Consider the following 24,954-nt stretch of genomic DNA (forward strand, 5'->3'; position numbering starts at 1 on the left):
CACCTGTTTCTTGTGAAAATATAAGCCGAAGAGTTTGGCTTCGCATATATTTTAAGACTGCGCGTTCGCTCCTGCCACGATCTCGGTAATTTCCTGCGTAATTGCGGCCTGACGGGCACGGTTATACGTAAGTGTAAGTTCTCCGATCATTTTTGACGCGTTCTTCGTTGCACTGCCCATTGCTGTCATTTTCGCACCCAGCTCACTGGCCTTGCCATCCAGAATAGCGCTGTAAATCAGCGTTTCTGCATACTTCGGAAGCAGTACTTCAAGCACGCCTTCAGCGGAAGGCTCATACTCGTACATTGCATGTAGGCCTTCTGCCTTCTTCTCATGCTCTACCGCTTCCATAGGCAGCAGCCTGTCAACGGTAGGGACTTGACTGATTGCATTCACAAAGCGGTTATAGCAGATGTACAGCTCGTCATAAACGCCTGTTTCAAACTGCTGCACCGCCGAGTAGGCAATCGACTTGATGTCGGCAAACTTCGGTGTATCGGAGAGCTCAGTAACTTCCTCCACGATCGGATATTCACGGCGGCGTAGAAAGTCACGGCCTTTGCGGCCGATAACGAACAGAGCATACTCATCTTTAGACTTGTGGCGCTCCGCGAGCAGCATGGTCACTTTACGCAGAATATTCGCGTTGTATCCGCCTGCCAGACCTCTGTCGGAGGTCACAATCAGATACGCGGTTTTCTTCACAGGACGGCTGACCAGCATGGGATGCGTAGCACCCTGTGAGCCGGAAGCAATACTGGCTACGACCTCTTTCAGCTTTTCTGAATAAGGACGGGCAGCTTCTGCCTTTTCCTGCGCTTTGCGCAGCTTGGAGGCGGCAACCATCTCCATGGCTTTAGTGATCTGTCTGGTGTTCTGAACGCTCTTGATTTGACGTTTAATATCACGCATGCTTCTTGCCATGATTTCACCACCTTAGAGCTTTGACGAAGTCAAAGCTAACTTCGTAAGCATAATCTGAGCTTTGACGATAATCAAAGCTCCATTTGTAAGCATATTTCAGTGCTTTGGCTAGGCCAAAGCCCGGTTTGAAACATCCATAGAATGACTGTAATGCTTAGCTGGTCGCGAAGCCTCTTTTGAACTTGTCGATAGCTTCCTTAAGGGCAGCTTCGTTATCAGCAGTCAAATCCTTGGTGTCGGTAATGGATTTAGCAATTTCAGCCGCATTGCTGTCTACATAAGCCAGGAATTCCTTCTCAAAACGTCTAACGTCTTTGACTGGAATATCATCCAAATGGCCTTTGACAGCGGTATACAAGCTGATAACCTGATGCTCAACGGAGAGCGGCTGGTTAACGCCCTGTTTCAGGATCTCCATCATGCGCGCACCACGGTTCAAACGGGCCTGCGTAGATTTATCTAGATCGGAACCGAACTGGGAGAACGCCTGAAGTTCGCGGTATTGGGCCAAATCCAGACGAAGTGAGCCGGCAACCTTCTTCATCGCCTTGATCTGTGCCGAACCACCTACACGGGATACAGAGATACCCACGTTGATCGCCGGACGCTGACCGGAGTTGAACAGATCGGATTCCAGGAAGATTTGACCGTCCGTAATCGAAATTACGTTCGTAGGAATATACGCCGATACGTCAGAGGCCTGTGTTTCAATGAATGGCAGAGCGGTTAATGAACCTCCGCCAAGCTCATCGCTAAGCTTAGCCGCACGTTCCAGCAAACGGGAATGCAGATAGAATACGTCACCAGGGAACGCTTCGCGGCCCGGTGGACGGCGGAGCAGCAAGGACAATTCGCGATAAGCAGAAGCTTGCTTCGAAAGGTCATCATAGATAACAAGAACGTGTTCGCCTTTGTACATGAAATATTCGCCCATTGCGCAGCCTGCGTATGGAGCGATATACAGCAGCGGTGAAGGCTCGGAGGCCGACGCGGTTACAACAATTGTATAATCCAGCGCGCCGTGGCGGCGAAGGGTTTCAACAACCTGTGCTACTGTAGATTGCTTCTGGCCGATGGCAACATAGATACATTTCATGCCATTGCCTTTTTGGTTGATAATCGCATCAATAGCGATTGCAGTTTTACCTGTTTGACGGTCACCGATGATGAGCTCGCGTTGTCCGCGGCCGATCGGCACCATCGCATCGACGGCCTTAAGACCGGTCTGCATAGGCTCATGCACCGATTTACGGTCGATAACGCCTGGTGCATTGTTTTCCACCGGACGGAATTCCGTTGTTGCAATTGGACCCTTGCCGTCAACCGGCAGACCCAGTGCATTCACTACACGGCCCAGCAGGGCTTCGCCTACGGGAACCTGCATAATTTGTCCTGTACGTTTTACTTGATCGCCTTCACGAATTTCCGTGTACTCACCCAGGATAACAACACCGACGTTGCTTTCTTCCAGGTTGAGAGCCATGCCCACTACTCCGTTGGAGAACTCCAGCAGTTCCCCTGCCATCGCGTTTTCCAGACCGTAGACACGGGCGATACCGTCGCCGACTTGAATGACGGTGCCGATTTCGGCCACTTCGATTTCGGCTTTATATTGCTCAATTTGACTTTTGATCAAACTGCTGATCTCTTCAGGTCTAATGCTCAATATCCTCACCCCTATCTTCTATGCTTATCATTAAAAGATTTCTCAAGACGCGCAAGTTTGCCGGACAGGCTGCCGTCATACAGCGTATCGCCGATGACGACCTTGAGTCCGCCAAGCAAGCTTTTATCAACCACATTTGTGATACGGATATTCCGGCCCGACAAACGGCCGAATTCCTCGGCAACCTGGGTTAGCTCGCTACTACTGAGCGAATAGGTTGAATAGACGGTGGCATCTGCCAGACCAAGACTATCTCCTTCAATCTTGATATAGCTGTCCAGCAGATCCGGAAGGATATCCATTCTGCCCCGCTTCATCAGGATTTCCAGAGTGTTGATAACCGCCCCCGACAGCTTGCCTTCCAACGCTCTTTTCAGCACGGCAAGCTTGTCTTCACCGGAGATTCGCGGAGAGCTGATAAATCTCTGCAGCTCTGTATCCGAATTCAGCGCAGTAACCAGGCTTTTCAGATCCTCTTCGATTTCCAGGGTCTGCCGCTCTTCAAAAGCAACCTCGAACAATGCCTTCGCATATCTTTTGGCGACTATCGTATCCCGACTCATGACCGGCCTCCGACCTCTTTGAGGTATTGGTCAACAAGCCCTTCTTGCGCAGGATCGGTGCTGATTTCCTTTTGAAGCAGCTTGGAAGCAATCTTGACGGATGCCGCTCCGAGCTCGCTGCGCAGTTCTTCTACCGCTTTGTTCTTCTCGTTCTGGATGTCACGTACGGCTTCATCCTTGATCCGGGAAGCCTCAACCTTAGCCGACTCGATCAGCTGCTCGGTCTGCTTGCTGCTGGTCTGTCTGGACTGCTCGATGATTTCAAGAGCTTCTTTACGTGCAGTTTGAAGCGCCTGTTTCTGTTCTTCAACATAAGAGACTGCCTGTTCGCGGGTCTGGGCTGCTTCATTCATCTGCTGCAGTACTAGCTCACGGCGTTTCTCCATCACAGAGAACAAAGGCCCGAAAGCATATTTGTTCAGCAGGAAATACAGGGCTAGGAACGCAATCAGCGCCAGTACAAGAGATGTGATTGAAAAATGCAATTAAGGTCACTCCTTTCCGGGTAAACATTCTGTATGCTTCTTATTTCCGTTTTTATTTCCGTTTCAGTTCAAAAAAGAAAGCGTGGAGGGCCAAGGCCTTCCCCGCCGAGTTGATCAAAGCATGTATTAAGAACCTGCACCTGCGTAGAAAATGAATGCCAATACGACACCGATAATCGGCAGGGCCTCTACCAGAGCGACACCAATGTACATTGTTGTTTGCAGTGTTGCTCTAGCTTCCGGCTGACGAGCGATACCTTCTACTGTCTTGCTTACAATCAGACCGTTACCAATACCTGCGCCAAGCGCGCCCAAACCTACCGCGATTGCTGCCGCGATGTATGCCATAACTCCCATTAGTGAAATCCTCCTTAAAATTGTGTTTTACTATTTAAATATAATTAAAAATCAGACGTACTTGCGTGCGCCGTGACTGTGTAGCTAGCTAGTGCTCCTCATGAGTATCGATAACCTGCGAGATGTACAAGAAGGTCAGCATGACGAAAACAAACGCCTGAATCGATCCTACAAAGATACTAAAGCCCTGCCATACCATTAGAAGCGGTATAGAGGCAATTCCTCCTATAATACCTGTGGATCCCAGCTTGACCAGTTGTGCAATCAGCACTTCACCCGCAAAGATGTTACCGAATAGACGCATGCCGTGCGTCAGCAGTTTGGAGAACTGCTCAATGAGGTTAATCGGCAAGAAAACGGCAAACGGCTGTAAATAGTGCTTAAGATAACCCTTTGTATTCCGGGTCAATCCCAGGAAGTGCACAAGCACAAAAATCAGTCCAGCCAAGCCCATCGATACGGAAGCATCCGCTGTAGGGGATTTCCACCATGTGACTCCAACTTCAACTTCTTTGCCAGGATTTGCGGCCTCTACCTTGTGAATCTCTTCCACTACATTAACAAGCTGATGTCCAAAGAACGTCGCTTTGTTCACATCGTGGTATTCAGTCACAATACCAAACGGTAGGCCAAGCATGTTCCCTACAAAGATGAACAGGATTAATGTAAGCCCCAGGCCGAGAAACGGCTTGCCTTTCTTCAAATCCATGGTGCTGGACATCATGCCCTGTACAAATTCAACGAGCCACTCCATAAAATTTTGCAGCTTGCCCGGATTCTCCACAGACAAATTACGTGTGGCCAGACGAGCCAGGACAAAAACTATAGTGCAGGTAACAATCAGCATCAATATGATTGAAAGGTCGAAATCAAGTCCTCCCACCTCAATCATTGGCGATATGTGCATTTTTCTCCCCCCTTTCTATTTAGCATGATGTTTGTCTTCATTTAATACCATTATGAATCCTATAATAGGAAGGATAAAATAACCGGTTACCAGACTGGCGCATACAGCGATCTCATTAAAGTAATGAGGATACTCAATCGCGAGCACAATTGCCAAAATAGAAGTAGCGATCCGAAAGCCAAAGCCCAGTGTAGCCCGGCCTTTGCGTTCTCCAGATGCCGATTTGGCGATATTCATGATCTTGCGGGCCATGTAAAAAATGTTGAAGCAGCTGACAGAAGCGCCAAGTACAACACCATGGAACACTGTGCGGCGGTGGGGCATGATCTCCGCGATAACGAGACATGCAATTACAATTCCCGCTATGCTGAAGAGCATTAATTTATTCATTTTTGACGGATCAGTCATCGGTATCCCTCGTCACTTTCTTGATAAGACTTACAATACTGAAAGCTCCGGACAGCAGACCGAAAAGAACACCTATACCCACCCACAGCCCAAGGTTTCCCCACATATTGCCAAGCCATCTTCCCAGCAAATATCCACCAATTGTACATCCGGCAAGATCGATGCCGATAGCACTGACAAGACCCGCCGCTTGAAATGATTTTCTCAGCTTTTGGTTGTCATTATTTGACTGCCCAGGCTCTTTCATTCTATCCCGTCCTCGGAATTCCAATTCATTTTACTGAATGTTACAATACTTTGTCAATCCAGCGAAAAATGTGGACTTTTCGGATGAAAATATGAAAATAATCACAGCAAAACATTCCAAAACCATATAAACCGTACAGTTTCACTGTATGTTGGTTTTGGTTATTTGAGAAGTTCATTTTCCATGCCATCTGACTGTTTTGTGAACATTCTGTGAAACTCTTCCGGACGTTCCTGGACCACACCGAAATGATGTAAAATCGCATTGACAATTCTCTCGGAGGCTTTACCGTCTCCATACGGGTTGGCGGCCCGGCTCATCGACTGATAGAGGTCCTGATCAGTCAAAAGGGCATGTGTCCGTTGATACACCTTCTCCTCGTCCGTCCCCACAAGCTCCAGTGTTCCGGCTTCGATCCCTTCCGGGCGCTCGGTGGTATCACGCAGCACAAGCACAGGAACTCCAAAGGAGGGAGCTTCCTCCTGCAGGCCGCCGGAATCGGTTAATATCAGGTGGGTATGCGGATAAAAATTATGCAGGTCAACGACATCCAGCGGATCAATCAGCTTGATTCTAGGGTGTCCGCCGAGTATCTCATGTGCCGGTTCCTTGACTGCCGGACTCGGATGCACAGGATAAACTATGGCTACATCTTCAAATTCATCAGCGATTCTTTTGACAGCACGGAAAATATGACGGTGCGGTTCGCCTTGGGATTCTCTGCGGTGCGCCGTCATTAAAATAAGTCGTTTTCCTGAAGCAAAATCCAGCACAGGATGCCGGTAGTCCGGCTGTACGGTATATTGAAACACATCGGTTACGGTGTTGCCTGTGATATAAATACTTGATTCTTTTTTGTTCTCGTGTCTCAGATTGCCTGCCGACCAGTCAGTCGGAGCAAAGTGCAGGTCTGCAAGAACTCCTGTCAACTGACGGTTCATTTCTTCAGGATAAGGGGACAGCTTGTTCCAGGTCCGAAGTCCTGCTTCCACATGGCCTACCTGAATTTGCTGCAGGAACGAAGCGTAGCTGGCAAGGAAGGTGGTAAGAGTATCGCCATGCACCAGCACAAGGTCTGGCTTAGCTTTCCGAAGCACCGGTTCCAGCCCCTCCAGCACCCGAATGGTAATTTCGTTCAGCGTCTGGCGGTCCTTCATCACATCCAGATCATAATCAGGAGTGATTCGGAAGACCTCAAGCACCTGGTCCAGCAGTTCGCGGTGCTGCGCTGTTACGCAAACCACGGATTCAATGTGTTCGGGATGTCTGGCAAGCTCCAGAACCAAAGGCGCCATTTTGATCGCCTCGGGGCGAACTCCGAAAATCGTCATCACTTTAATTTTGGACATAACCCCCACCCTCTCTTCAAAATACTTAAGTATTTTCTTTGTTCTATACTACTGTTACTTAATTATGTTTACTTGGTTCCATACAGACGGTCACCGGCATCCCCGAGTCCCGGAACAATATAGCCGTGATCATTCAGATGGTCATCCAGCGCAGCTACATAGATATCAACATCGGGGTGGGCAGCTTGTACAGCAGCAACACCTTCCGGAGCCGCAATCAGGTTCATCATCTTGATCTGTGTGCATCCGCGGTTCTTCAGCGAAGTGATAGCGGCAATGGCGGAGCCGCCTGTTGCGAGCATCGGGTCGATAACAATCAATTCACGCTCCTGAACATCCGTAGGAAGCTTAATGTAATATTCAACCGGTTGAAGGGTTTCGGGATCACGGAACAATCCAACATGGCCTACCTTGGCAGCAGGCAGCAGCTTCAGTACGCCTTCAAGCATTCCCAGTCCAGCCCGCAGAATCGGGATCAGGCCCAGCATTCTTCCGGAAATCACTTTGCTCTCCGTTTCTGCTACAGGCGTCTGCACAGTAATGGTCTCGAGTGGAATATCACGCGTAATCTCATATGCCATAAGTGTAGCGACTTCATCAACATGCTCTCTGAACTCTTTCGTGTTCGTCCGCACATCGCGAATAAATGTTAACTTGTGCTGAATCAAAGGATGATCGCAAATCACCAATTTTCCCATTCTTGTCCCTCCGGTAATTGTAAGTCTTATTTATAGCCGTAGAAAGCGCTTTTGCTTCTCCCCTGGCTAAATCTTGTCTATTATATCATCACCCGAGGTGTATTTCACCTAGGAAGGACTGGTTCTGAAGAACGGAATTACATTTGCTGCTGCATAGCTTTGCCGAAAAGGCTATAAACTGTATCTTTCTGTACAAAAAACAAATCCGCCTTAGTTTATGCTCTTTTATTCAAATCATACTTTTCACATTTTTTTCACTTATTTCGTTGAAAATTCCATGAACTTTCATGAATTTTTCATGAGTATTTTCGACAAAACAACGGAAGTAAATGTGAACATTATGCAACAACTCTAATCGATTCACAACTTCTAAGAGAACTGCAGGTTCGGGAAGACCACTATATACAAACATGCACACATGCAGTTTTCAAATATCATATCCTTCATTTAGGTATATCCATACCATTTCACAAGTGGAAACGTCTACACTGTCCTTCTAAAGCCTTATGCTTCCGAAGCAGCGACCCTCCGGTATCGCTTTCGGGTATCCGTTTCAGCGGGAAAGAGAAGATTCATTATTGCGTGAAACCTATGCGTTCTTATCTTTTAAAAAAAGCCTCTACAGCACCGGGCATCACCGATGTCTGTAAAGGCTTTTGAAACAACAGGCCGGGAATGTGGCTCCAGCCGTTGCCTTTTGTTTAGTATTGAAGACCTGGATAGATTGGGTATTGCTCAGTCAGTGCAGCGACTTCACGGGCAGCCTCAGAGAGGTTACCTTCATCAGCAGGATTCTTCAATACGTTGGCAATAATGCGGCCAATGGTAACCATCGCCTGCTCGTCCATTCCGCGCGAGGTGACTGCAGGTGTACCAATACGGATTCCGCTTGTCACAAAAGGGCTGGTAGGATCAAACGGAATAGCATTCTTATTAACCGTGATACCGATAGAATCGAGAACCTTCTCTGCATCCTTGCCAGTGATATTGAGATTGCGGGTATCAAGCAGCATCAAGTGGTTGTCAGTTCCGCCGGATACAATGTTAACTCCCTCACCAATCAATGTTTCTGCCAGCACCTTGGCGTTCTTTACCACATTCTCGGCGTAGGTTTTGAATGAAGGCTGAAGAGCTTCACCAAAGGAAACCGCCTTGGACGCAATCACATGCATCAGTGGTCCGCCTTGTGAGCCCGGGAATACGGCCTTATCGATCGCCGCTGCCCAAGGCTGTCTGCAGAGAATCATACCTCCGCGGGGACCGCGCAGGGTTTTGTGTGTGGTTGTGGTTACAAAATGGGCATGCGGAACGGGACTTGGGTGAAGACCGGCCGCCACCAGTCCGGCGATATGGGCCATATCCACCATGAACAACGCGCCTACATCGTTCGCTATAGAGCCCAGGGCTTCAAAATCGATCGTACGGGGATACGCGCTTGCTCCGGCAACAATCAATTTCGGACGGTGTTTGAATGCAGCCTTGCGTACTTCATCATAATCAATCAGGAAGGTATCTTCCTGCACACCATAAGCCACAAAATTATACAAAAGGCCGGAAGCATTCACAGGGCTGCCGTGTGTCAGGTGGCCGCCATGCGCCAGGTTCATCCCCAGAACGGTATCGCCGGGATTCAGCGCAGCAAGATATACCGCCATATTAGCTTGGGCACCGGAGTGCGGCTGTACATTGGCATGATCGGCACCGAAGAGCTGCTTGGCACGGTCACGGGCCAGATTCTCTACGATATCCACATCTTCACAACCGCCATAATACCGTTTGCCGGGGTAACCTTCGGCATATTTATTCGTGAGCACAGAACCCATCGCTTCCATTACGGCTTCGCTGACGATATTCTCCGAGGCAATAAGCTCAATGTTGGCACGCTGACGGCTCAGTTCCAGTCCCATCGCTTCCAGTACTGCAGGGTCACTCTTACGCAATTGTTCCATGATTCTTATTTCCTCCCTAGTGCTCTTTAGTTTATGTTGTGTAAAGTCAAACTCCATATTCAGTGGCATGCCGGTAAAATACACCTGTCTGTCCACTATTTAAAGATTTCAGGCGTACTAATCGCAATTGCCTGTTCCGCTGGTCTCCGGAGTACGGTAAACCGCACGTTCCCCGCCGATCAGCGGAGGTCTGCTCCAGGCTGCATTCACCCGGGCCGAACCAATGTAACGCAAGCTTGGCCGGAAAGGCACCGCTACCCGGCGCAAGTGCATGCCGATCAGCGTCTCGCCAATATCAATGCCGGCATGGGCTTCCACCGTTTCCGCAAGGACCGGATCGGCCATCGAACGATAAGCAGCCGCAGCCATAGAACCGCCGGCTCCCGGTATCGGCACAGCCGATACTTCCCTAAGCCCCAGCTTCTCCAGCAATGAACGCTCCATGACCAGCGAGCGGTTCAAATGCTCGCAGCACTGGTATACCGGATGAAATCCTTTCTCCCCAGCGACCTGAACAATCCCCTCTAGCAGCTGCTGCGCCACTTCCAGCGCACCACCGGTACCAATACGGACCCCGGCTACCTCGCTTGTGCTTGCACCAACGACTAGGATTTTACCGGGTCCCAGATTTCCGGCTTCTGACAGCTCCCGTACTACAGCAGCGGTTGCAGCCGTTAAAGAAAGCTCTGCTCCCGCCGGTTGACCGGCATCACCGGATTGATAGCCGGATGCCGGATTCGCCCGTGAGTCCTGCTTCATGACTTGATTCATCACTTCTGCCTCCCTCAAGCAAGTAGAAACTGAACTTAACTGCAGTCCTGCATTTTAAACAAAAAAGAGCAGTCCGCAACCTACTGCGGATGTGCTCTTTTGCCCAGGCGACCGGCCGTTTATTCCAGTGCTCCATCGTGGTTTGATCCACATCTGTCGCCAGTTACACCGGAACCGGATAATATTTAATTTTATTTTAAAGGAATGGCTGCAAAAAATCAACCACCATTACAAGCGGCGTAAGGACTCCAGTTTATCCAGAAGACTGTACAGTGCTGTACGGATCTCAGCAGCGGCCAGCTCGTAATCTTCCCTGGGACCTCCAAAAGGATCGGAAATATCAAAGCTTGGAATCCGTTGACGGATTTCGATGATCCGCTGCAAATCAGCGGATTTCGGCTCTGCTCCCAGTGCAAGACTAAGCTCGGCATCCGCATACAGGCTATCCAGCTCGCGGATATCTGCGTTCACGGCTTCTTCATCGTAGACATATTCTTTTAGCGTATATGTCTTCGCAACAGCCTCTGGAAAATACTGCAGCAAGTGGCGTTTGTGGCCTCCCGTGAGGGTAAGCACCAAATCTGCCCAGGCTACTGTCTCTCCGCTCAACTGCGTGGACTGGATATGATCATGGACTCCTTCGTCCCGCAGAATCGCCGCGGCATGTCTGGATATGGAAGTACCGGAAATGGCGGAAACGCCTGCAGACCGCACTTCCACGTCGATTCCCCGCTCCTTCGCAAGCTTCCGGAGAAGCCCCTCAGCCATAGGACTACGGCACGTATTGCCTGTGCAGACGAATAAAATATGCAGCATACTTTCCACCTCCATCAACGAATAAATTGAGTTATAGAATATTGTTGTGCCGTTATTGTATCAAAAGATGAACAGTAAGCCAAACGCAAGCAGGATTCCCCCGCCCAGCGCCTCCCCGTAATCACCAAGTCCACGGCTGACTCTCCTTCCCAGCAGCAGGCCGGAAATCGACATCAGACCCCCGCAGGCCCCAAAGGCGAGCACGGTTAACACTATGCTATTCACAAACATCCCAAGGGAAACCCCTACCGAAAATGAATCTATACTCACACTGAGCGAAATCAGCAGCATCCCCCAGAAATTGCGGTGATCCACAGGATTACTCCGGGTATGCTCTGTCCGAAAAGAATTGAATACCATGTGTCCGCCGAGCAGTACCAACAGCCCTCCGGCTGCATAGGTGGTAACTTGTCCTAGGAAATGTCCCACATAGCTGCCGGTGAACAACCCAAGCAGGGGCATCAGCACATGAAAAAAAGCAATCAAGAGACTGAGCTGCAGCACATGCAAAAGACGGATGCCCTTCATCCCGATGCCTACACCGAGTGAAAAAGCGTCCATCCCCAGTGCGATTGCCATAATGGCTATCGTCACTATCTGGCCCCAGCCAGCATATACTCCCCCTATGTCCATGCCCATACCCCCAAAGTCCGAAAGTCTTGTACCACAACCATATGCGGACAAGGGGGGATTCATGACTGTAGCACGCTGTCCGCACGGAGAGTACAACATAGGAACTTTAACAGTCAGGGTATACGGCAATGAAGCCACCCGAGGGTTATCCCGCGTCGACGACGGTTCCGCCGGCGGCTTTCATCAGCCGGTTCATGATGGCTAAGCCGAGGCCGGTATCCGGGCAGGCCTCGGCCAGAATGTAGGTGGCTCCCGCTTCATCGAAGCGCCGCAGCGCGGCATACAGGGAGCGCGCCCCTTCCTCCGGCGAGGCCAGCGAGCCGAGGGAGACCACGCAGGCGGCCGCGTTGGCGGGATACAGGGCCCTATGCTCCTCGAAGAGGAGCAGGCCCGTGATCTCGCCGGCGCGCTGCGCCGCCTGCAGCAGATCCACAGCGGCTTCCGCCACGCGCTGCGCGGAAGCCCCGCGCACTACGCCAAGCGCTCCGCGCGGGGCGTAGTGCGTGTACTTCATGCCCGGCGCGCGCGGAGCCGGGCTATTGTCCCCGGCGGCATGCGCCGCGCCGGGGGAATATCCGGAAGCGACCGCAGGTGCTTCCGCAGGGTCCGTGGACGGGCCGGGGGCCCCGGCAGCAACGTCCACGGCAGGGGCCGGGGCCGGGGTGACGGCCCCGGGACCAAGCACCGCCGCGAGCTGCTCGGCGGTGATGCCGCCGGGACGCAGCACGGCGGCCGTCCCGTCCGGCTGCACCTGCACGACGGTCGACTCCAGGCCGACTCCGGCCGCGCCGCCGTCAAGCACCCCGCCGATGTATCCGGCGAGGTCCTCTAGCACATGGGCGGCCAGCGTTGGACTCGGCCGCCCGGAGCGGTTGGCGCTGGGGGCAGCCACCGGGCAGCCTGCTGCGCGGATCAACGCCAGCGCGAGCGGATGATCCGGCATGCGCACGCCGACTGTATCCAGACCCGCTGTCACCAGTGGGGACAGCACGCCTGGCCGGACCGGCAGCACAACAGTTAGCGGACCCGGCCAAAAAGCATCGATCAGCGCGGCCGCGGAAGGGTGTACCTCTGTCACCAGCCCGTCCAATTCGCTCCGCTCGGCAATGTGCACGATCAGCGGATTGTCGGAAGGCCGCCCCTTTGCGGCAAAAACCGCTTCTACTGCAGCCGTGCTGCGCGCGTCCGCTCCCAGTCCGTACACCGTCTCGGTCGGGAACGCGACGGTACTTCCTTCTCGCAGCAGAGCTGCTGCCTCTTCAATGGCTTCCCGGTCTGCCGTGCTCTGGGGATAAGGAGCGCAATCCGTACCCATTGGTCCTGCCGGAGACAGCTTCCAATAGCGGGTAGATTCGATATGGCCGCTGCGGCGCTGGACCGCAAACGAGGAATCTTGAGGTTTTTTCATTTTCATCACAAGCTTTCTACATAGGGTGACTTTATAGCCTCAGCATGTAAAGCCTTATATATAAACTCTTATAAGTTCAACAAAAGCGGCCCCACCAGGTGGCGCCGCAGGAAATCTGATTCAGTTCACACTATATCGTAACATAGGCCGTTATAGATTCATATAATCTCAGCTGAATAATCCGCTGATCCAGCTCCATAACTTCTCCAGCAGCTCCCAGAAGAAGAACCGCACCTTCGGCGTTTCCGCTTCCCCGCTTGCAGCGGATACCGCTGTATTCACAGAAGCTGTGGTTACCGCCCCTTGATCCGCTGTCTTCACTTTGGCTCCCTCTCCAGCTGCTGCGGCCAAGGCGGTCTTAGCTTTGGCCGCGGCAGGTGCCGCTGCATCCCCGGACCCTGCATCGATGAAGCACAGCGGCGGAAACAGCACGCACCACCAGTTCTGTCCCTTGCCGGCGCCCAGCGTGATGCGCACCGCTTCATACTCTCCGGCCGGATAGACCTTGCCGCCGTACATTTTGGTCGGAAACGGGACGACACCCAGCTCTACGTTATAGCCATATTCTATCCCCCGCTTATTCAGCTCCCGAGCCACCAATGCATTCAGTTCCGGCAAATGGCTCCGGATCAGCGTCCGGGCCTGTTCCAGACTCTGCGGATCTTCCAGCAGAGCCACCCACTGGTTCATCTGGTCGACTACACTGTCGCGGATCTGGCGTTTGACGAGCTGATCACCCGCCGCATCCGAATTCGCCAGAATGCGCAGCCGGATCGAATCCTGCGGAATGGACATCTCCGCTACAGCCGCATCGGTTTTTTGTCCTTCCCAGGCCATCATAAGAACCATAAAAAAACAAATTAAAATGGCAGTATACTTAAAAGTTACCCGTAGCGAATCCTGTTTTCCAGTCTTGTTCCGTTCCATCTCCAGCAGCCCCTCTCCCTCAAAAATGCTTATGTCCCCAGTATGCCCGGGAAGGAGAGTCTGCAAACCTATCAATCTATGAATTATACAGGTTTCAGAAATGTACTACCGGCGCTGGCAGGTCTTCCTCTACATCCTGGCCATACAGCAGCACACTCATCGCAATGCCCATACTGGCCATATTAATTAATACAGAGGTCCCGCCATAGCTGATGAACGGCAGCGTTATTCCGGTTAGCGGCATTAGGCCGATGTACGCGCCGATGTTCTCAAGAATCTGATACAGCAGCATGGCTACAATCCCGATGATCAGATAAGGTCCGGCGCGGTCTCTGCATTCCAGGGCGATCAGAATCATTCGGTGGATGAGAATAAAAAACAGCAGCAGCAGCAGTGCCGCTCCCACGAAACCGAACTCTTCGGCAATCTGGGCAAAGATCGCATCTGTATACAACACTGGTATTTTACCAGACTGTACCGAACCGCCCTTCATATAGCCTTCCCCGCTGAGCCCGCCTGAGGCAATGGCTATTTTGGCATTGCGCGTCTGATAGCTGTCGTCGCTGCTTGCCAGCTCTGGCACCAGCCAGGGGTCGAAGCGGGCCACAAAGTGCTTGCGGCCAATAGTATCACTGAGGAAATGGGTCATCTGCTCATGATAGTTAATGTAGCTGAAAATAAATCCTCCCACCGCAACGCCCCCAACAATCAGTCCAATCAGCGCATGAGACCATTTAATCCGGCCAATCCACAGCAGACCGAGCAGGATGACCATATAGCTTAGCGCGTTGCCCAGGTCGTTCTGGCTGATGACGATCACAAACGGCAGCAGCGCAATCATACTGAGCGGCACGACATCCCGCCAGAACTGAAGCTCATTTTTATTTTTGCGGACCAGCAGTGCAGCCAGCACGAGGATTAGAATCAGCTTGAACAGCTCCGCCGGCTGAACACTTAATCCCCCTACCTCCAGCCAGCCCCGTGCACCGTACTTTACCGTCCCAAAAAGGCTGACCACCACCAGAATCACTACGCCCAGCATATAGATATAATGTGCATACTTGACCAGAAGACGATAATCAAACAGGGACAATCCGAAGAACACAACAAAGCCCAGCCCGTACCACTTCAGCATCTGAATGTGCAGCCCGTCGTCATCTCGTCCGTGCGTGACACTATATATCGATAAAATACTGACGACCATCAGCATAAGCAGAACAACGACGATGACACCATCGATCTTTTTGAACCTCTGCAGCATGGAGCTAGCCCCTAACTGTACATGGAATCGGTTTCCCGCTGGAGCACCCATTCAGAAGAAACCCGTTAATTTCCATTTTAAAGCATGCTGCAATACAAATACAATTTCTAGAAGCCGTCTATATAATCCCTGGTGTGGCATCAAGACCATCACTGAAATATAAAAAACCGCCGGAGCCCGTCATCAGATGGGCTTCAGCGGTTTCATGTATATCTTTCAAACAGCTATCCCTGCTTCGCAGGAGAGGCATATAAAGACGGATTCGGCAGATCCTCTTCCACTTCCTGACCATGCAGGCGGACACTCATGACCAGGCCGATGCTGGCCATATTGATCATCAGTGAGGTTCCCCCGTAGCTAATGAACGGCAGAGTAATACCGGTCAGCGGCATCAAGCCGATAAAAGCACCAATATTCTCGAAGATCTGGTACAGCATCATGGCTACAATGCCTACAATCAGGAAGGGCCCGCCCCGGTCCTTGCACTCCAGTGCTATCAGAATCATCCGGTGAATCAGTATGAAATAGAGCAGCAGTACCAGCGCCGAGCCAACGAAGCCGAATTCCTCAGCAATCTGCACAAAAATGGAATCGGAATAGGTGTAAGGCACCCGGTCCGTCTGCACGGAGCTGCCCTTCATGTACCCCTCACCACTCATGCCTCCTGAGGCGATGGCCAGCTTGGCATTTTTGGTATGGTAGCTTGCTTTGGCAGTCGCTTCATTAGGGACCAGCCACGGGTCAAAGCGCTCCACCCAGTGGGAGCGTCCGATATCGGTAAGGAAATTCTTGATTTCATCATGGTAGTGAATGTAGCTTATAATCCCCCCGGCTGCCGTCCCGCCTATCACCAGCAATCCGATCAGCGCATGGGTGAACTTGATATTGCCGATCCATAGCAGGCCAATCAGGATGATGATATAGGAAAGGGCATTACCCAGGTCATTCTGGCTGATGACGATCAGGAACGGCAGTATGGTGAGCAGTCCCAACGGAACGACATCCCGCCAGAACAGCAGCTTGTTTTTGCGCTTACGTACAAGCATGGCCGCCAGAAAGAGAATCAAAATCAGCTTAAAGAGCTCCGCCGGCTGAAGGCTGAACCCTCCGAGCTTAATCCAGCCCTGGGCTCCGTTCTGCTCCTTGCCGATGAAGCTGACCAGCACCAGAATCCCTATTCCCGCGATATACACATAGAGTGCATATTTCACGAGCAAACGATAATCCACAAAAGTCAGGCCGATAAAAGCGATGATGCCCAGTACATAGAACTTGATCATCCGGAGATGTGCCCCATCCAGCTTATCCCGCCCATGCGTGACGCTGTATATGGAAAAAATGCTGACGACCATCAGCAGCAATAGAATGATTACAATGACACCGTCGATCTTTTTAATCTTCTGAAGCATATTCTGTCTCCTTACTCCGTACTGGGTCTTCTGAATTCCTGTCTGCACCGAAGGCCCGTCCATTCTATTGTAAAGGAAGGGGCAGCAAAAATACAATTTTACACGAGGATCGTTCTGCTCCACTGAACGGATGTCCGCCCAACCCATAGAGTTAGTTCATATTAGAACGTAACATATCTGGTAACAGGTAACACGAATGCCTTACTTTCACCGCACTTAATAGTATATATAAGCTACATTTAGCTGCAGCGGCACGGCCCTCCCTTTTTTATCCCGGGGATTCACCGAATTGCAAGGTAAGATTCTTAAGTTCACTCTATATAGTGGAAAAAGTAAAACTAAATCAGCGGTAATCGGCTTCCGTAACGTCATTAGTGGGAATAAGTAGAATTAATCTGGATATTTAGAGTGAATAGCCTTGATTCATCCAAAATAAGTGGAGGAATTCCCACTAACTGTCGCCTTGAGAGGGATACCTGCTGGATAAGTGGAGAAATTCCACTTCACTATCAGCAGTTAATACTCTTAAAGTTCTATTCTTACAGACAGAAGATAAACTACAGGAGATATCTTGTCTCCGGCTTGTCCAGCCTTCCTTAGCAGCCTTGTACGGCGCGGGGATTGACCGTGTGAAGGGCAATCACCAGCAGCAAATAGCACTTGGCCGTTCTAGCGCGCTATCCCCAGCACATGGCGGGGGATGCCCGTGAGATCATCGATCGTGATGATCTCGTTCCAGTGGCCTGCCGCCCGCAGCAGGCCGGCCACTTGCCCGGCCTGACCCTGGCCGAGCTCGAAGCCGACCAGGCGCGGTGGCGCCGGAAGCAGCGCCAGCTGTTCCATCATGCGGCGGTACGGGTCCAGCCCGTCGTCGCCGCCATCCAGAGCGGTGCGCGGCTCATGGTCGCGCACCTCACGCTGCAGCCCGGCGATGTCCGCGCCGGGAATATACGGCGGGTTGGAGACGAGAATATCCGTCTCCATCCCCGCAAACGGCTCGAGCAGGTCGCCGAGCCGCAGGTCCACTGCCGTGCCGTGCCGCTGCGCATTGCGCCCGGCCACGGCCAGCGCGCCGGGCGAGATGTCGCCGGCGCAGACCCGCCACGCCGGCGCTTCCGCCGCCAGCGTGACGGAGATCGCTCCGCTGCCGGCGCCGATATCGACGGCGGTCAGCGGACGCGGCGCGCGCGCACCTGCCGCGCCGCTCTCCCGGCGGGCTGCCAGGCTGCCCGCCTCAACTCCCCCATCGGCTGCTGTTTCACCCGCAGCCGATGTACTGTCCCGCGCCACTTTACCCGCAGCCGCAATGTCCCGCACCACTCCGCCCGCTGCCGCAGCACTGTCCAGCGCTATTTCACCCGCAGCCGCACTGTCCCGCGCCATTTCACCCGCAACCGCAGCACTGTCCAGCGCTATTTCACCCGCAGCCGCACTGTCCCGCGCCACTTCGCCCGCAGCCGATGCAACGTCCCGCGCCACTCCGCCCGGCGCAGATACAAGGCCGTCCGGCCACAGCTCCGCGCCGTACTTCAGAATCGCCTCGACGAGCAGCTCCGTCTCGGGCCGGGGAATCAGCACGTCGGGCGTCACCTCAAATGCCCGCCCGTAAAACTCCTGCTCGCCGATGATATACTGCACCGGCTCACCGGCCGCGCGGCGGGTGACTGCGGCTTCCCAGGCCTCACGCGCCGCAGGCGGAAACGGGTCAGCCAGAGCCATATAATAGGCCGCTCCGGACAAGCCCAGCACATGCTCTAGCAGCAGCTGGCTGCTGCGCTGCGGCTCATTACACCCGGCTTGGTCCAAAAAAGAAGAAGCCTCCGCAAAGGCTTCCCGGATGCTTTGCACGTTAAGCATGACATAAGCGTCGTGTTTCAAAGCATTATTCTCCTTTTTCCATCAATTCCGCTTGCTCGGCAATTGACAGCGCCGAGATAATTTCTGTAATATCTCCGTTCATAACCTGCTCCAGGCGGTGCAGCGTAAGGCCGATACGGTGATCGGTTACACGGCTCTGCGGGAAGTTATACGTACGAATCCGCTCACTGCGGTCACCGGTGCCGACCTTGCTCTTGCGTTCTCCGGCATACTTTGCTTCCTCTTCCTGGCGTTTCATATCCGAGATCCGGGCGCGCAGGACCTGCAATGCCTTCTCCTTGTTGGAGTTCTGGGATTTTCCATCCTGACAGGTAGCCATTATCCCCGTAGGGATGTGGGTTACGCGAACGGCTGACTTGGTGGTATTAACCGACTGGCCGCCTGCACCACTGGAACAAAAGGTATCGACGCGAATATCCTTATCGTGAATTTCAATTTCGAATTCTTCCGCCTCAGGCATCACCGATACCGTAGAAGTCGAGGTATGAATACGTCCGCCTGATTCCGTGGCCGGAATACGCTGAACACGGTGTGCGCCGCTTTCGAATTTCATTTTGCTGTAGGCGCCACGTCCATTAATCAGGAAGATAACCTCCTTGAATCCGCCGAGGTCATTCGTATTGACATCCATCAGTTCAATGCGCCAGCCTTGGGTATCGGCATAGCGGGTGTACATCCGGTACAGATCAGATGCGAACAATGCCGCCTCGTCCCCACCGGCTGCGCCGCGGATTTCCACAATCACGTTCTTGTCGTCATTAGGATCCTTCGGCAGTAACAGGAGGCGGATTTTCTCCTCCAGGACAACCTGGCGCGAGGAAAGGTCGTCAATCTCCATCTTGACCATTTCCTTCATTTCATCATCAAGCTTTTCGCCCTGCATCATCTTAGCGGCTTCAAGCTCTTCCATTACATTTTTATATTCGGCATACGCCTCAAAGGCGGGCTGCAAATCGGATTGTTCTTTGGAATAGTCCCTCAGTTTCTTACTGTCGCTTGCAACATCCGGGTCACAAAGCAGTTCACTGAGTTTCTCATAGCGGTCCGCCAGGGATTGCAATCGGTCCAACAAGGGAATTCACCTCTCCTGATTCAATTTCATATTCAATATTAAAACTTTAAATTGTTGATACAATAAAAATAGATATACGACTTTATATTATACCACCGAACCTGCCAATTGGCTACAGTGCCGCACACCAGGTCACGTATATTTTTGCAGCCCGAGAAATCCGCTCCTTATTATGTAAAAACAGCAGAAATGTTATTCACACAGGTTGACTTACTACGGTCTTATGCAAAAAAAGCCATCCGCCAGTAGAACCCTGCCCGGATGACTTCCTCCTGCTGCTATAACTTGATTAGCTTGCTTATACGTTGAAACGGAAATGCATGACATCGCCGTCCTGTACCAGATACTCTTTGCCTTCCAGACGCAGCTGTCCGCGTTCCTTGGCACCGTTCATCGAACCGGCAGCAAGCAGATCAGCGTATGCTACAACCTCCGCACGGATAAATCCGCGTTCAAAGTCTGTATGAATGACCCCTGCGGCACCCGGTGCTTTGGTTCCCTTGCGGATCGTCCAGGCACGAACCTCCTGCACACCTGCAGTGAAGTAAGTGTAGAGTCCGAGAAGTTTGTAGGCTGCTTTGATCAGGCGGTTCAGCCCGGATTCCTGCAGGCCCAGCTCTTCCAGGAACATTGCCTTGTCTTCGCCTTCCAGCTCGGCAATCTCCGCTTCCACTTTGGCGCTGATCGGTACTACTTCGGCATTCTCGGCAACAGCAAACTCGCGTACCTGCTGAACGTAAGGGTTCTCTTCAGCACTGGCAACTTCATCTTCGCCTACATTGGCCGCATACAGTACCGGCTTCAGGGTGAGCAGGTGAAGATCACGCACGATCAGACGCTCGTCATCGGATAATTCCACGCTGCGCGCAGGTTGGTCTTGATAGAGCGCTTCTTTGACGCGCTCCAGAACTTCAACTTCCTGGGCGTATTTCTTGTCGCCGCCCTTGATGTTTTTGCGGGAGCGTTCGATCCGTTTCTCGATACTCTCCAGGTCAGCCAGAATCAGCTCCAGGTTAATCGTCTGGATGTCGCTGATCGGGTTCACTTTGCCATCAACATGGGTAACGTTCTCATCCACGAAGCAGCGCACGACATGAACGATCGCATCCACTTCACGAATGTGGGCCAGGAACTTGTTGCCGAGGCCTTCGCCTTTGCTCGCACCGCGCACCAGACCGGCAATATCCACAAATTCAAAAGCCGTGGGAACCGTCTTATTCGGCTGCACCAGCTCTGTCAGCTTATCCAAACGCTCATCTGGCACTTCCACGACACCTACGTTCGGGTCAATGGTACAGAACGGATAGTTGGCGGATTCTGCTCCCGCTTGTGTAATTGCATTGAACAATGTGGATTTCCCTACGTTCGGAAGTCCTACGATACCTGCTTTCAAAGCCATTTATATGACAACTCCTATTTTCGGTTGGATTGATCACCGCATAATTTCCGGGGCTTGATCTCAACCATTATATATTAGAACAAAACCGCCAGCAACAGCGGATCTCCGGTGGATGTGTCCGTTAAAGGGCAGCTGCCTGCTTATAGTGATCAGCTCCACCCCCACCTTCATGTATAAAAACGCCAAAAAGACCTCTCCCCGAGGTCTCTTCCCTGCCAGCATGGCCAGTTATTCTAGAGATCTTTCGACATGGTGATATCCGTGATGAGAAAACCCATTTTTTTGTACAGCTCGAAAGCACGGTTGTTCTGCCCGAATACATGCAGGCCGATTTTGGTTACGTCCAGCTTACGGGCTTCCTCATCAAGCGCAAGCAGCGTCTGCTTGCCGTAGCCTTTTCCCTGGAACGGTTCGAAAACATAAAAATCATAAATAAAGGCCTCACGCCCGCTGCGTCCCTCGATCACGTTGAACCAGATATACCCGGCCTGGGCATCCGACTCTGTCTCTACTATGGAAAAGATATAAGCCCCCTCGGTGTTGAGCCCTTCGGGCAGGGATTTGGTCATCTCGTCCTGGGACAGGCGCATGGCAGTCTCGGTATCCCATGATCCGGCTTTTATTTTATCTTCTGCATAATCCCGTGTAGATTGGCTCAGGAAAAATTGAAATGTGGTTTCGTCCATTTGGACCAGTTTGATCATCGTTTTGCGCCCTTCCTTGTTCCGTATTCTCTAATCGCTTCAATGCTTTATTAGGCGGGGAGTATTGCGAAGTGCAGCCAGATCAGGCGCACCGATTCCGAACATTGCGATCCGCAGCTCCAACTCCACCTGAGCCAGCGCATGGTCCAGCGCCTCCTCGGATTCCACTGCCGGACCGAGCAGATTCCGCCCGAAGCCGGCCAGATCGGCCCCAAGCGCAAGTGCTTTCGCTGCATCCACGCCATGTCTCAGCCCGCCGCTGCCGATCAGCGCACCGTGCTTCGATGCCGCTCTTACCTCCGCAATGCATTCGGCAGTGGGAATCCCCCAATCCGCGAAGGCCTCTGCAGCGGCCCGCCGTACCGGATCACTGCTGCGGAACTTCTCCACCTGACTCCATGATGTTCCACCAGCCCCCGCTACATCGACAAAGGCAACACCGGCATCATACAGCCGGGAAGCCGTTTCGCCATCAATTCCCCAACCGACCTCCTTGACTCCGACAGGGATATCAAGTGCCCGGGATACCTGCTCAATCCGCGATAGCAAGGAGGCAAATCCGGTGTTGCCCTCAGGCTGAAAGACCTCCTGAATCCCGTTCAGATGCAGCACCAGCCAATCTGCACCGGCTATCTCTACAGCACGGCGGCATTCATCCACGCCAAAGCCGTAGGACAGCTGCACCGCTCCGATGTTGGCGATGACAGGAATCCCTGGAGCTCTATCACGGACTTGGAAGGTGGAGGCAAGCTCGGACCGTTCCACGGCCGCCCGGATGGAACCGACCCCGAGCGCCCAACCCCGGCGCTCGGCTGCCTCGGCCAGCCTGGCATTAATAGCGCCTGTAGAACTGCTTCCGCCGGTCATGGAGCTGATCAGCAGCGGAGTACGCAGCTCCCGTTCCAGGAAGACTGTCCGCAGTGATATATCATCATAATTCATCTCAGGGAGCGCATTGTGGCGGAAGCGGTAATGCTCGAAGCCAGATGTAATGCCGCTGCCTCCAACTTCCTCGTTCAAGCAGAGTCTCACATGTTCAATCTTGCGTTCCCCCGTTGTGGATGAAGGCAGCAGAGACTGATGTCCGTCAGGTTTTGCAGCTTGCGGGGCTGTGCCGGGTTTCTTGCCTACGTTGTATGATAATTCATCCTGCGGCATCTGGTTCATGCTGACATCCCCCGTTCCTAACGATCTATGATATGCAGGGAGGTACTGCCTCCCGCAAGAGATTTTCAGCATCATAATGTTGAGCGCTTACCAGCACGTTCCATTATAGCATATCCGCAACGCATATCCGTAAAGCACATCTATGTTCATAAATCACGGTAGCAACCTTGCATCAGGCATTAGATCTGCTTCAATTTAATGCTCCGGGTGTAAATAGTTGAATACTATGCCGGAGCATACTTAATAACAAGCTTATTCAGCAGCACATCAGGAGGAACCCATGAATCCAGACCACTCTACCGCTCCGTCCGGGCCAACGGATAACAACAATGCCAATAACCGGAATTCCCCTCCGCTTCATCACAAGCGGCCACCCCGCCACCGCCGACACAAATGGATTTGGTGGATGCTTGGACTCCTTATTTTTTGGCTGGCGGGGGTGATGATATATCAGACCCACAAGCCGCTTCCTGCGGGAATATCTTTCGAAAGTCCTGTGTACCAAGTCGACAAGGTGTCTTTCTGGCATGACCTTACCTATCCGGATAAGAGCGGGCGTGAGCAGCACGAAGATCAGATCTTGCCCCGCATCCTGCAGATCATAGAAGAATCACGGCAGTTTTTGGTGATTGATCTGTTCCTGTTCAATCATTACACCCATAAAGATCAGCACTTTCCTGCAGTAAGCCAGGAGCTGGCCGATAAACTCGTCACACAGCAGGCGGCCCACCCCGATATGGAGATCGTCTTCATCACGGATGAGGTCAATACCAATTACGGATCTGCCCCGAATCCACTGCTGGAAGAGATGAGAGCCGCCGGAATCAAGATCATCCTGACTGATGTTGATCCGCTGCGTGATTCGACCCCTGCCTACTCAGCCGTATGGCGGACATTCATTCAATGGTTTGGCCAGTCCGGTACAGGGTGGATTCCCAACCTGATGGCAAGCGGAGGACCCGATATCACGGTCCGCTCTTATCTGAAACTGCTGAATGTAAAAGCCAATCACCGCAAAGTGGTAGTCAGCGAGAAGACCGCACTGATCTCATCGGGTAATGTACATGATGCCAGTGCCTATCATTCCAACAGTGCGCTGGAAGTGCAGGGGCCCATCATCTCCGATATCCTGAAAAGCGAGCAGGCGGCAGCCGATCTGTCTGAAGCGGGGCCGATCCTCAGCAAGATGCCCGTATTCTCCCGACAGGGTGCTGTGAAGCCCGGCGGACCACTGGAGGTGTGTTACTTAACCGAAGGTAAAATCTATAAATACGCACTCGAAGGCATCCGTTCCACCGGCAAGGGCGACACGCTCTGGATGGGCATGTTCTATCTGGCCGATGACAGGATTCTGGACGAACTGGTGAAGGCATCCGCACGGGGGGCAGACATCCGGCTCCTGATGGATCCGAACCAGAACGCCTTCGGACGCGATAAAATCGGTATCCCCAACCGTCCGGTGGCCATGGATCTGAACAAGCGCACCGGCGGAAAAATTGCCATCCGCTGGTACAATACAGGCACAGAACAATACCATACCAAGCTAATGTTCATTGCCAAAGCCAGCGGCCAGTCAGTAGTCCTCGGTGGCTCAACCAATTTTACAGCCCGCAACCTGGATGACATTAATCTGGAAAATAATCTGTGGGTCGGCTTGACGAAGGAACAACCGCTGTATGCCGAAATGGAGAGCTACTTCAACCGGCTGTGGAGCAACGAGGATGCACAGTACAGTCTGCCGCTTGAAGAGTACCAAAGTGATGTGACCTGGATCAAATATATCCTGTTCCGTATGCAGAAGAACCTGGGGTTCACTACTTTTTAAGTCCTGAAGAAGCATCACACTCTCTGATTCCATACCAAAGACCGCCGGACAGCTGTACGCAGCCTTGTCCGGCGGTCTTTTCAGGTTATATATTGGATTGGCCGATTGCTTAGCCATCTGCGTTAGCCCGC

General features: G+C 52.3%; 23 protein-coding genes, 2 pseudogenes and 1 riboswitch. Of the genes and pseudogenes, 1 reads left to right on the forward strand and 24 read right to left on the reverse strand.

Going from position 1 to position 24,954, the window contains the following annotated elements:
* Nucleotides 1–51 precede the first annotated feature (51 nt).
* The 24 genes and pseudogenes from atpG to fni all read right to left on the reverse strand — a co-directional run bounded on the left by atpG (nucleotide 52) and on the right by fni (nucleotide 22,998).
* Complete coding sequence (atpG, locus tag A3842_RS15180; protein ID WP_074087321.1) at nucleotides 52–924, reverse strand: ATP synthase F1 subunit gamma; 873 nt, start codon at nucleotides 922–924, stop codon at nucleotides 52–54.
* 154 nt (nucleotides 925–1,078) lie between these two features.
* The gene (gene atpA / locus A3842_RS15185) at nucleotides 1,079–2,590 is read right to left on the reverse strand and encodes a F0F1 ATP synthase subunit alpha (RefSeq protein WP_074087322.1); all 1,512 of its coding nucleotides are present in this window, start codon (nucleotides 2,588–2,590) and stop codon (nucleotides 1,079–1,081) included.
* An 11-nt stretch (nucleotides 2,591–2,601) separates the two neighbouring features.
* Nucleotides 2,602–3,153, reverse strand: a complete 552-nt coding sequence (locus tag A3842_RS15190; RefSeq protein WP_074087323.1) for a F0F1 ATP synthase subunit delta — start codon at nucleotides 3,151–3,153, stop codon at nucleotides 2,602–2,604.
* A complete protein-coding gene (atpF, locus tag A3842_RS15195) occupies nucleotides 3,150–3,638 on the reverse strand; it encodes a F0F1 ATP synthase subunit B (RefSeq protein WP_074101956.1) in 489 nt (162 codons plus the stop codon). The genes A3842_RS15190 and atpF overlap by 4 nt, the downstream gene beginning before the upstream one ends.
* A gap of 126 nt (nucleotides 3,639–3,764) precedes the next feature.
* On the reverse strand, nucleotides 3,765–3,995 hold the full coding sequence (gene atpE / locus A3842_RS15200) for a F0F1 ATP synthase subunit C (protein ID WP_074087325.1): 231 nt from the start codon (nucleotides 3,993–3,995) through the stop codon (nucleotides 3,765–3,767).
* A gap of 88 nt (nucleotides 3,996–4,083) precedes the next feature.
* Nucleotides 4,084–4,902 (reverse strand): F0F1 ATP synthase subunit A, encoded by an 819-nt coding sequence (gene atpB, locus A3842_RS15205; RefSeq protein WP_074087326.1) that lies wholly within the window; start codon nucleotides 4,900–4,902, stop codon nucleotides 4,084–4,086.
* Nucleotides 4,903–4,917: 15 nt separating this feature from the next.
* A complete protein-coding gene (locus A3842_RS15210) occupies nucleotides 4,918–5,292 on the reverse strand; it encodes an ATP synthase subunit I (RefSeq protein WP_256701707.1) in 375 nt (124 codons plus the stop codon).
* A gap of 10 nt (nucleotides 5,293–5,302) precedes the next feature.
* Complete coding sequence (locus tag A3842_RS15215; protein ID WP_074087328.1) at nucleotides 5,303–5,557, reverse strand: AtpZ/AtpI family protein; 255 nt, start codon at nucleotides 5,555–5,557, stop codon at nucleotides 5,303–5,305.
* 161 nt (nucleotides 5,558–5,718) lie between these two features.
* Entirely contained in the window at nucleotides 5,719–6,906 is a 1,188-nt protein-coding gene (gene wecB / locus A3842_RS15220) for a non-hydrolyzing UDP-N-acetylglucosamine 2-epimerase (RefSeq protein ID WP_074101957.1), read from the reverse strand.
* 68 nt (nucleotides 6,907–6,974) lie between these two features.
* A complete protein-coding gene (upp, locus tag A3842_RS15225) occupies nucleotides 6,975–7,604 on the reverse strand; it encodes a uracil phosphoribosyltransferase (protein ID WP_074087330.1) in 630 nt (209 codons plus the stop codon).
* Nucleotides 7,605–8,305: 701 nt separating this feature from the next.
* Nucleotides 8,306–9,556: a serine hydroxymethyltransferase gene (locus A3842_RS15230; RefSeq protein ID WP_074087445.1), complete on the reverse strand. Its 1,251-nt coding sequence runs from the start codon at nucleotides 9,554–9,556 to the stop codon at nucleotides 8,306–8,308.
* 114 nt (nucleotides 9,557–9,670) lie between these two features.
* On the reverse strand, nucleotides 9,671–10,324 hold the full coding sequence (locus A3842_RS15235; protein ID WP_074087334.1) for a TIGR01440 family protein: 654 nt from the start codon (nucleotides 10,322–10,324) through the stop codon (nucleotides 9,671–9,673).
* A gap of 94 nt (nucleotides 10,325–10,418) precedes the next feature.
* A riboswitch (ZMP/ZTP riboswitch) is annotated at nucleotides 10,419–10,501 on the reverse strand.
* A gap of 51 nt (nucleotides 10,502–10,552) precedes the next feature.
* Nucleotides 10,553–11,140, reverse strand: coding sequence for a low molecular weight protein arginine phosphatase (locus tag A3842_RS15240; RefSeq protein ID WP_074101958.1), 588 nt, complete (start codon nucleotides 11,138–11,140; stop codon nucleotides 10,553–10,555).
* Nucleotides 11,141–11,200: 60 nt separating this feature from the next.
* Nucleotides 11,201–11,773, reverse strand: coding sequence for a manganese efflux pump MntP (locus A3842_RS15245; protein WP_074087336.1), 573 nt, complete (start codon nucleotides 11,771–11,773; stop codon nucleotides 11,201–11,203).
* A 145-nt stretch (nucleotides 11,774–11,918) separates the two neighbouring features.
* Nucleotides 11,919–13,088 (reverse strand): L-threonylcarbamoyladenylate synthase, encoded by a 1,170-nt coding sequence (locus A3842_RS15250; protein WP_256701711.1) that lies wholly within the window; start codon nucleotides 13,086–13,088, stop codon nucleotides 11,919–11,921.
* 261 nt (nucleotides 13,089–13,349) lie between these two features.
* Complete coding sequence (spoIIR, locus tag A3842_RS15255) at nucleotides 13,350–14,108, reverse strand: stage II sporulation protein R (RefSeq protein WP_074101959.1); 759 nt, start codon at nucleotides 14,106–14,108, stop codon at nucleotides 13,350–13,352.
* A 94-nt stretch (nucleotides 14,109–14,202) separates the two neighbouring features.
* The gene (locus A3842_RS15260) at nucleotides 14,203–15,369 is read right to left on the reverse strand and encodes an FtsW/RodA/SpoVE family cell cycle protein (protein WP_074101960.1); all 1,167 of its coding nucleotides are present in this window, start codon (nucleotides 15,367–15,369) and stop codon (nucleotides 14,203–14,205) included.
* A gap of 224 nt (nucleotides 15,370–15,593) precedes the next feature.
* Entirely contained in the window at nucleotides 15,594–16,778 is a 1,185-nt protein-coding gene (locus A3842_RS15265; protein WP_074101961.1) for an FtsW/RodA/SpoVE family cell cycle protein, read from the reverse strand.
* 669 nt (nucleotides 16,779–17,447) lie between these two features.
* A pseudogene (locus A3842_RS33775) lies at nucleotides 17,448–17,945 on the reverse strand (N5-glutamine methyltransferase family protein); the annotation flags it as partial.
* Between the two features lie 318 nt (nucleotides 17,946–18,263).
* Nucleotides 18,264–18,635 (reverse strand): annotated as a pseudogene (locus A3842_RS33780) (N5-glutamine methyltransferase family protein); the annotation flags it as partial.
* 25 nt (nucleotides 18,636–18,660) lie between these two features.
* Nucleotides 18,661–19,728, reverse strand: a complete 1,068-nt coding sequence (gene prfA, locus A3842_RS15275) for a peptide chain release factor 1 (RefSeq protein ID WP_074087340.1) — start codon at nucleotides 19,726–19,728, stop codon at nucleotides 18,661–18,663.
* A gap of 298 nt (nucleotides 19,729–20,026) precedes the next feature.
* Nucleotides 20,027–21,127 carry a redox-regulated ATPase YchF gene (ychF, locus tag A3842_RS15280; protein ID WP_074087341.1) on the reverse strand — a complete coding sequence of 367 codons (1,101 nt, stop codon included), beginning with the start codon at nucleotides 21,125–21,127 and terminating at the stop codon, nucleotides 20,027–20,029.
* A gap of 233 nt (nucleotides 21,128–21,360) precedes the next feature.
* Nucleotides 21,361–21,831: a GNAT family N-acetyltransferase gene (locus A3842_RS15285; protein ID WP_256700727.1), complete on the reverse strand. Its 471-nt coding sequence runs from the start codon at nucleotides 21,829–21,831 to the stop codon at nucleotides 21,361–21,363.
* A gap of 39 nt (nucleotides 21,832–21,870) precedes the next feature.
* Nucleotides 21,871–22,998, reverse strand: coding sequence for a type 2 isopentenyl-diphosphate Delta-isomerase (gene fni / locus A3842_RS15290; protein WP_083609596.1), 1,128 nt, complete (start codon nucleotides 22,996–22,998; stop codon nucleotides 21,871–21,873).
* A gap of 280 nt (nucleotides 22,999–23,278) precedes the next feature.
* On the opposite strand from fni, the gene A3842_RS15295 reads away from it, so the two are divergent.
* The gene (locus A3842_RS15295) at nucleotides 23,279–24,823 is read left to right on the forward strand and encodes a phospholipase D family protein (protein WP_256701709.1); all 1,545 of its coding nucleotides are present in this window, start codon (nucleotides 23,279–23,281) and stop codon (nucleotides 24,821–24,823) included.
* The last annotated feature ends 131 nt before the right edge of the window (nucleotides 24,824–24,954 follow it).

This window comes from Paenibacillus sp. P3E (assembly GCF_001909045.1).
Lineage (GTDB): Bacteria > Bacillota > Bacilli > Paenibacillales > Paenibacillaceae > Paenibacillus_AQ > Paenibacillus_AQ helianthi.

Excerpts from the sequence above, each read along its gene's own strand:
- A3842_RS15285 (WP_256700727.1), bottom strand. The coding sequence starts at position 21,831 with ATGATCAAACTGGTCCAAATGGACGAAACCACATTTCAATTTTTCCTG.
- upp (WP_074087330.1), bottom strand. The coding sequence starts at position 7,604 with ATGGGAAAATTGGTGATTTGCGATCATCCTTTGATTCAGCACAAGTTA.
- ychF (WP_074087341.1), bottom strand. The coding sequence starts at position 21,127 with ATGGCTTTGAAAGCAGGTATCGTAGGACTTCCGAACGTAGGGAAATCC.
- A3842_RS15245 (WP_074087336.1), bottom strand. The coding sequence starts at position 11,773 with ATGGACATAGGGGGAGTATATGCTGGCTGGGGCCAGATAGTGACGATA.
- atpE (WP_074087325.1), bottom strand. The coding sequence starts at position 3,995 with ATGGGAGTTATGGCATACATCGCGGCAGCAATCGCGGTAGGTTTGGGC.
- fni (WP_083609596.1), bottom strand. The coding sequence starts at position 22,998 with ATGAACCAGATGCCGCAGGATGAATTATCATACAACGTAGGCAAGAAA.
- A3842_RS15295 (WP_256701709.1), top strand. The coding sequence starts at position 23,279 with ATGAATCCAGACCACTCTACCGCTCCGTCCGGGCCAACGGATAACAAC.
- A3842_RS15240 (WP_074101958.1), bottom strand. The coding sequence starts at position 11,140 with ATGCTGCATATTTTATTCGTCTGCACAGGCAATACGTGCCGTAGTCCT.
- atpG (WP_074087321.1), bottom strand. The coding sequence starts at position 924 with ATGGCAAGAAGCATGCGTGATATTAAACGTCAAATCAAGAGCGTTCAG.
- wecB (WP_074101957.1), bottom strand. The coding sequence starts at position 6,906 with ATGTCCAAAATTAAAGTGATGACGATTTTCGGAGTTCGCCCCGAGGCG.
- A3842_RS15215 (WP_074087328.1), bottom strand. The coding sequence starts at position 5,557 with ATGAAAGAGCCTGGGCAGTCAAATAATGACAACCAAAAGCTGAGAAAA.
- A3842_RS15260 (WP_074101960.1), bottom strand. The coding sequence starts at position 15,369 with ATGCTGCAGAGGTTCAAAAAGATCGATGGTGTCATCGTCGTTGTTCTG.
- atpB (WP_074087326.1), bottom strand. The coding sequence starts at position 4,902 with ATGCACATATCGCCAATGATTGAGGTGGGAGGACTTGATTTCGACCTT.
- spoIIR (WP_074101959.1), bottom strand. The coding sequence starts at position 14,108 with ATGGAACGGAACAAGACTGGAAAACAGGATTCGCTACGGGTAACTTTT.
- A3842_RS15250 (WP_256701711.1), bottom strand. The coding sequence starts at position 13,088 with ATGGGTACGGATTGCGCTCCTTATCCCCAGAGCACGGCAGACCGGGAA.
- A3842_RS15210 (WP_256701707.1), bottom strand. The coding sequence starts at position 5,292 with ATGAATAAATTAATGCTCTTCAGCATAGCGGGAATTGTAATTGCATGT.
- A3842_RS15190 (WP_074087323.1), bottom strand. The coding sequence starts at position 3,153 with ATGAGTCGGGATACGATAGTCGCCAAAAGATATGCGAAGGCATTGTTC.
- A3842_RS15235 (WP_074087334.1), bottom strand. The coding sequence starts at position 10,324 with ATGAATCAAGTCATGAAGCAGGACTCACGGGCGAATCCGGCATCCGGC.
- A3842_RS15265 (WP_074101961.1), bottom strand. The coding sequence starts at position 16,778 with ATGCTTCAGAAGATTAAAAAGATCGACGGTGTCATTGTAATCATTCTA.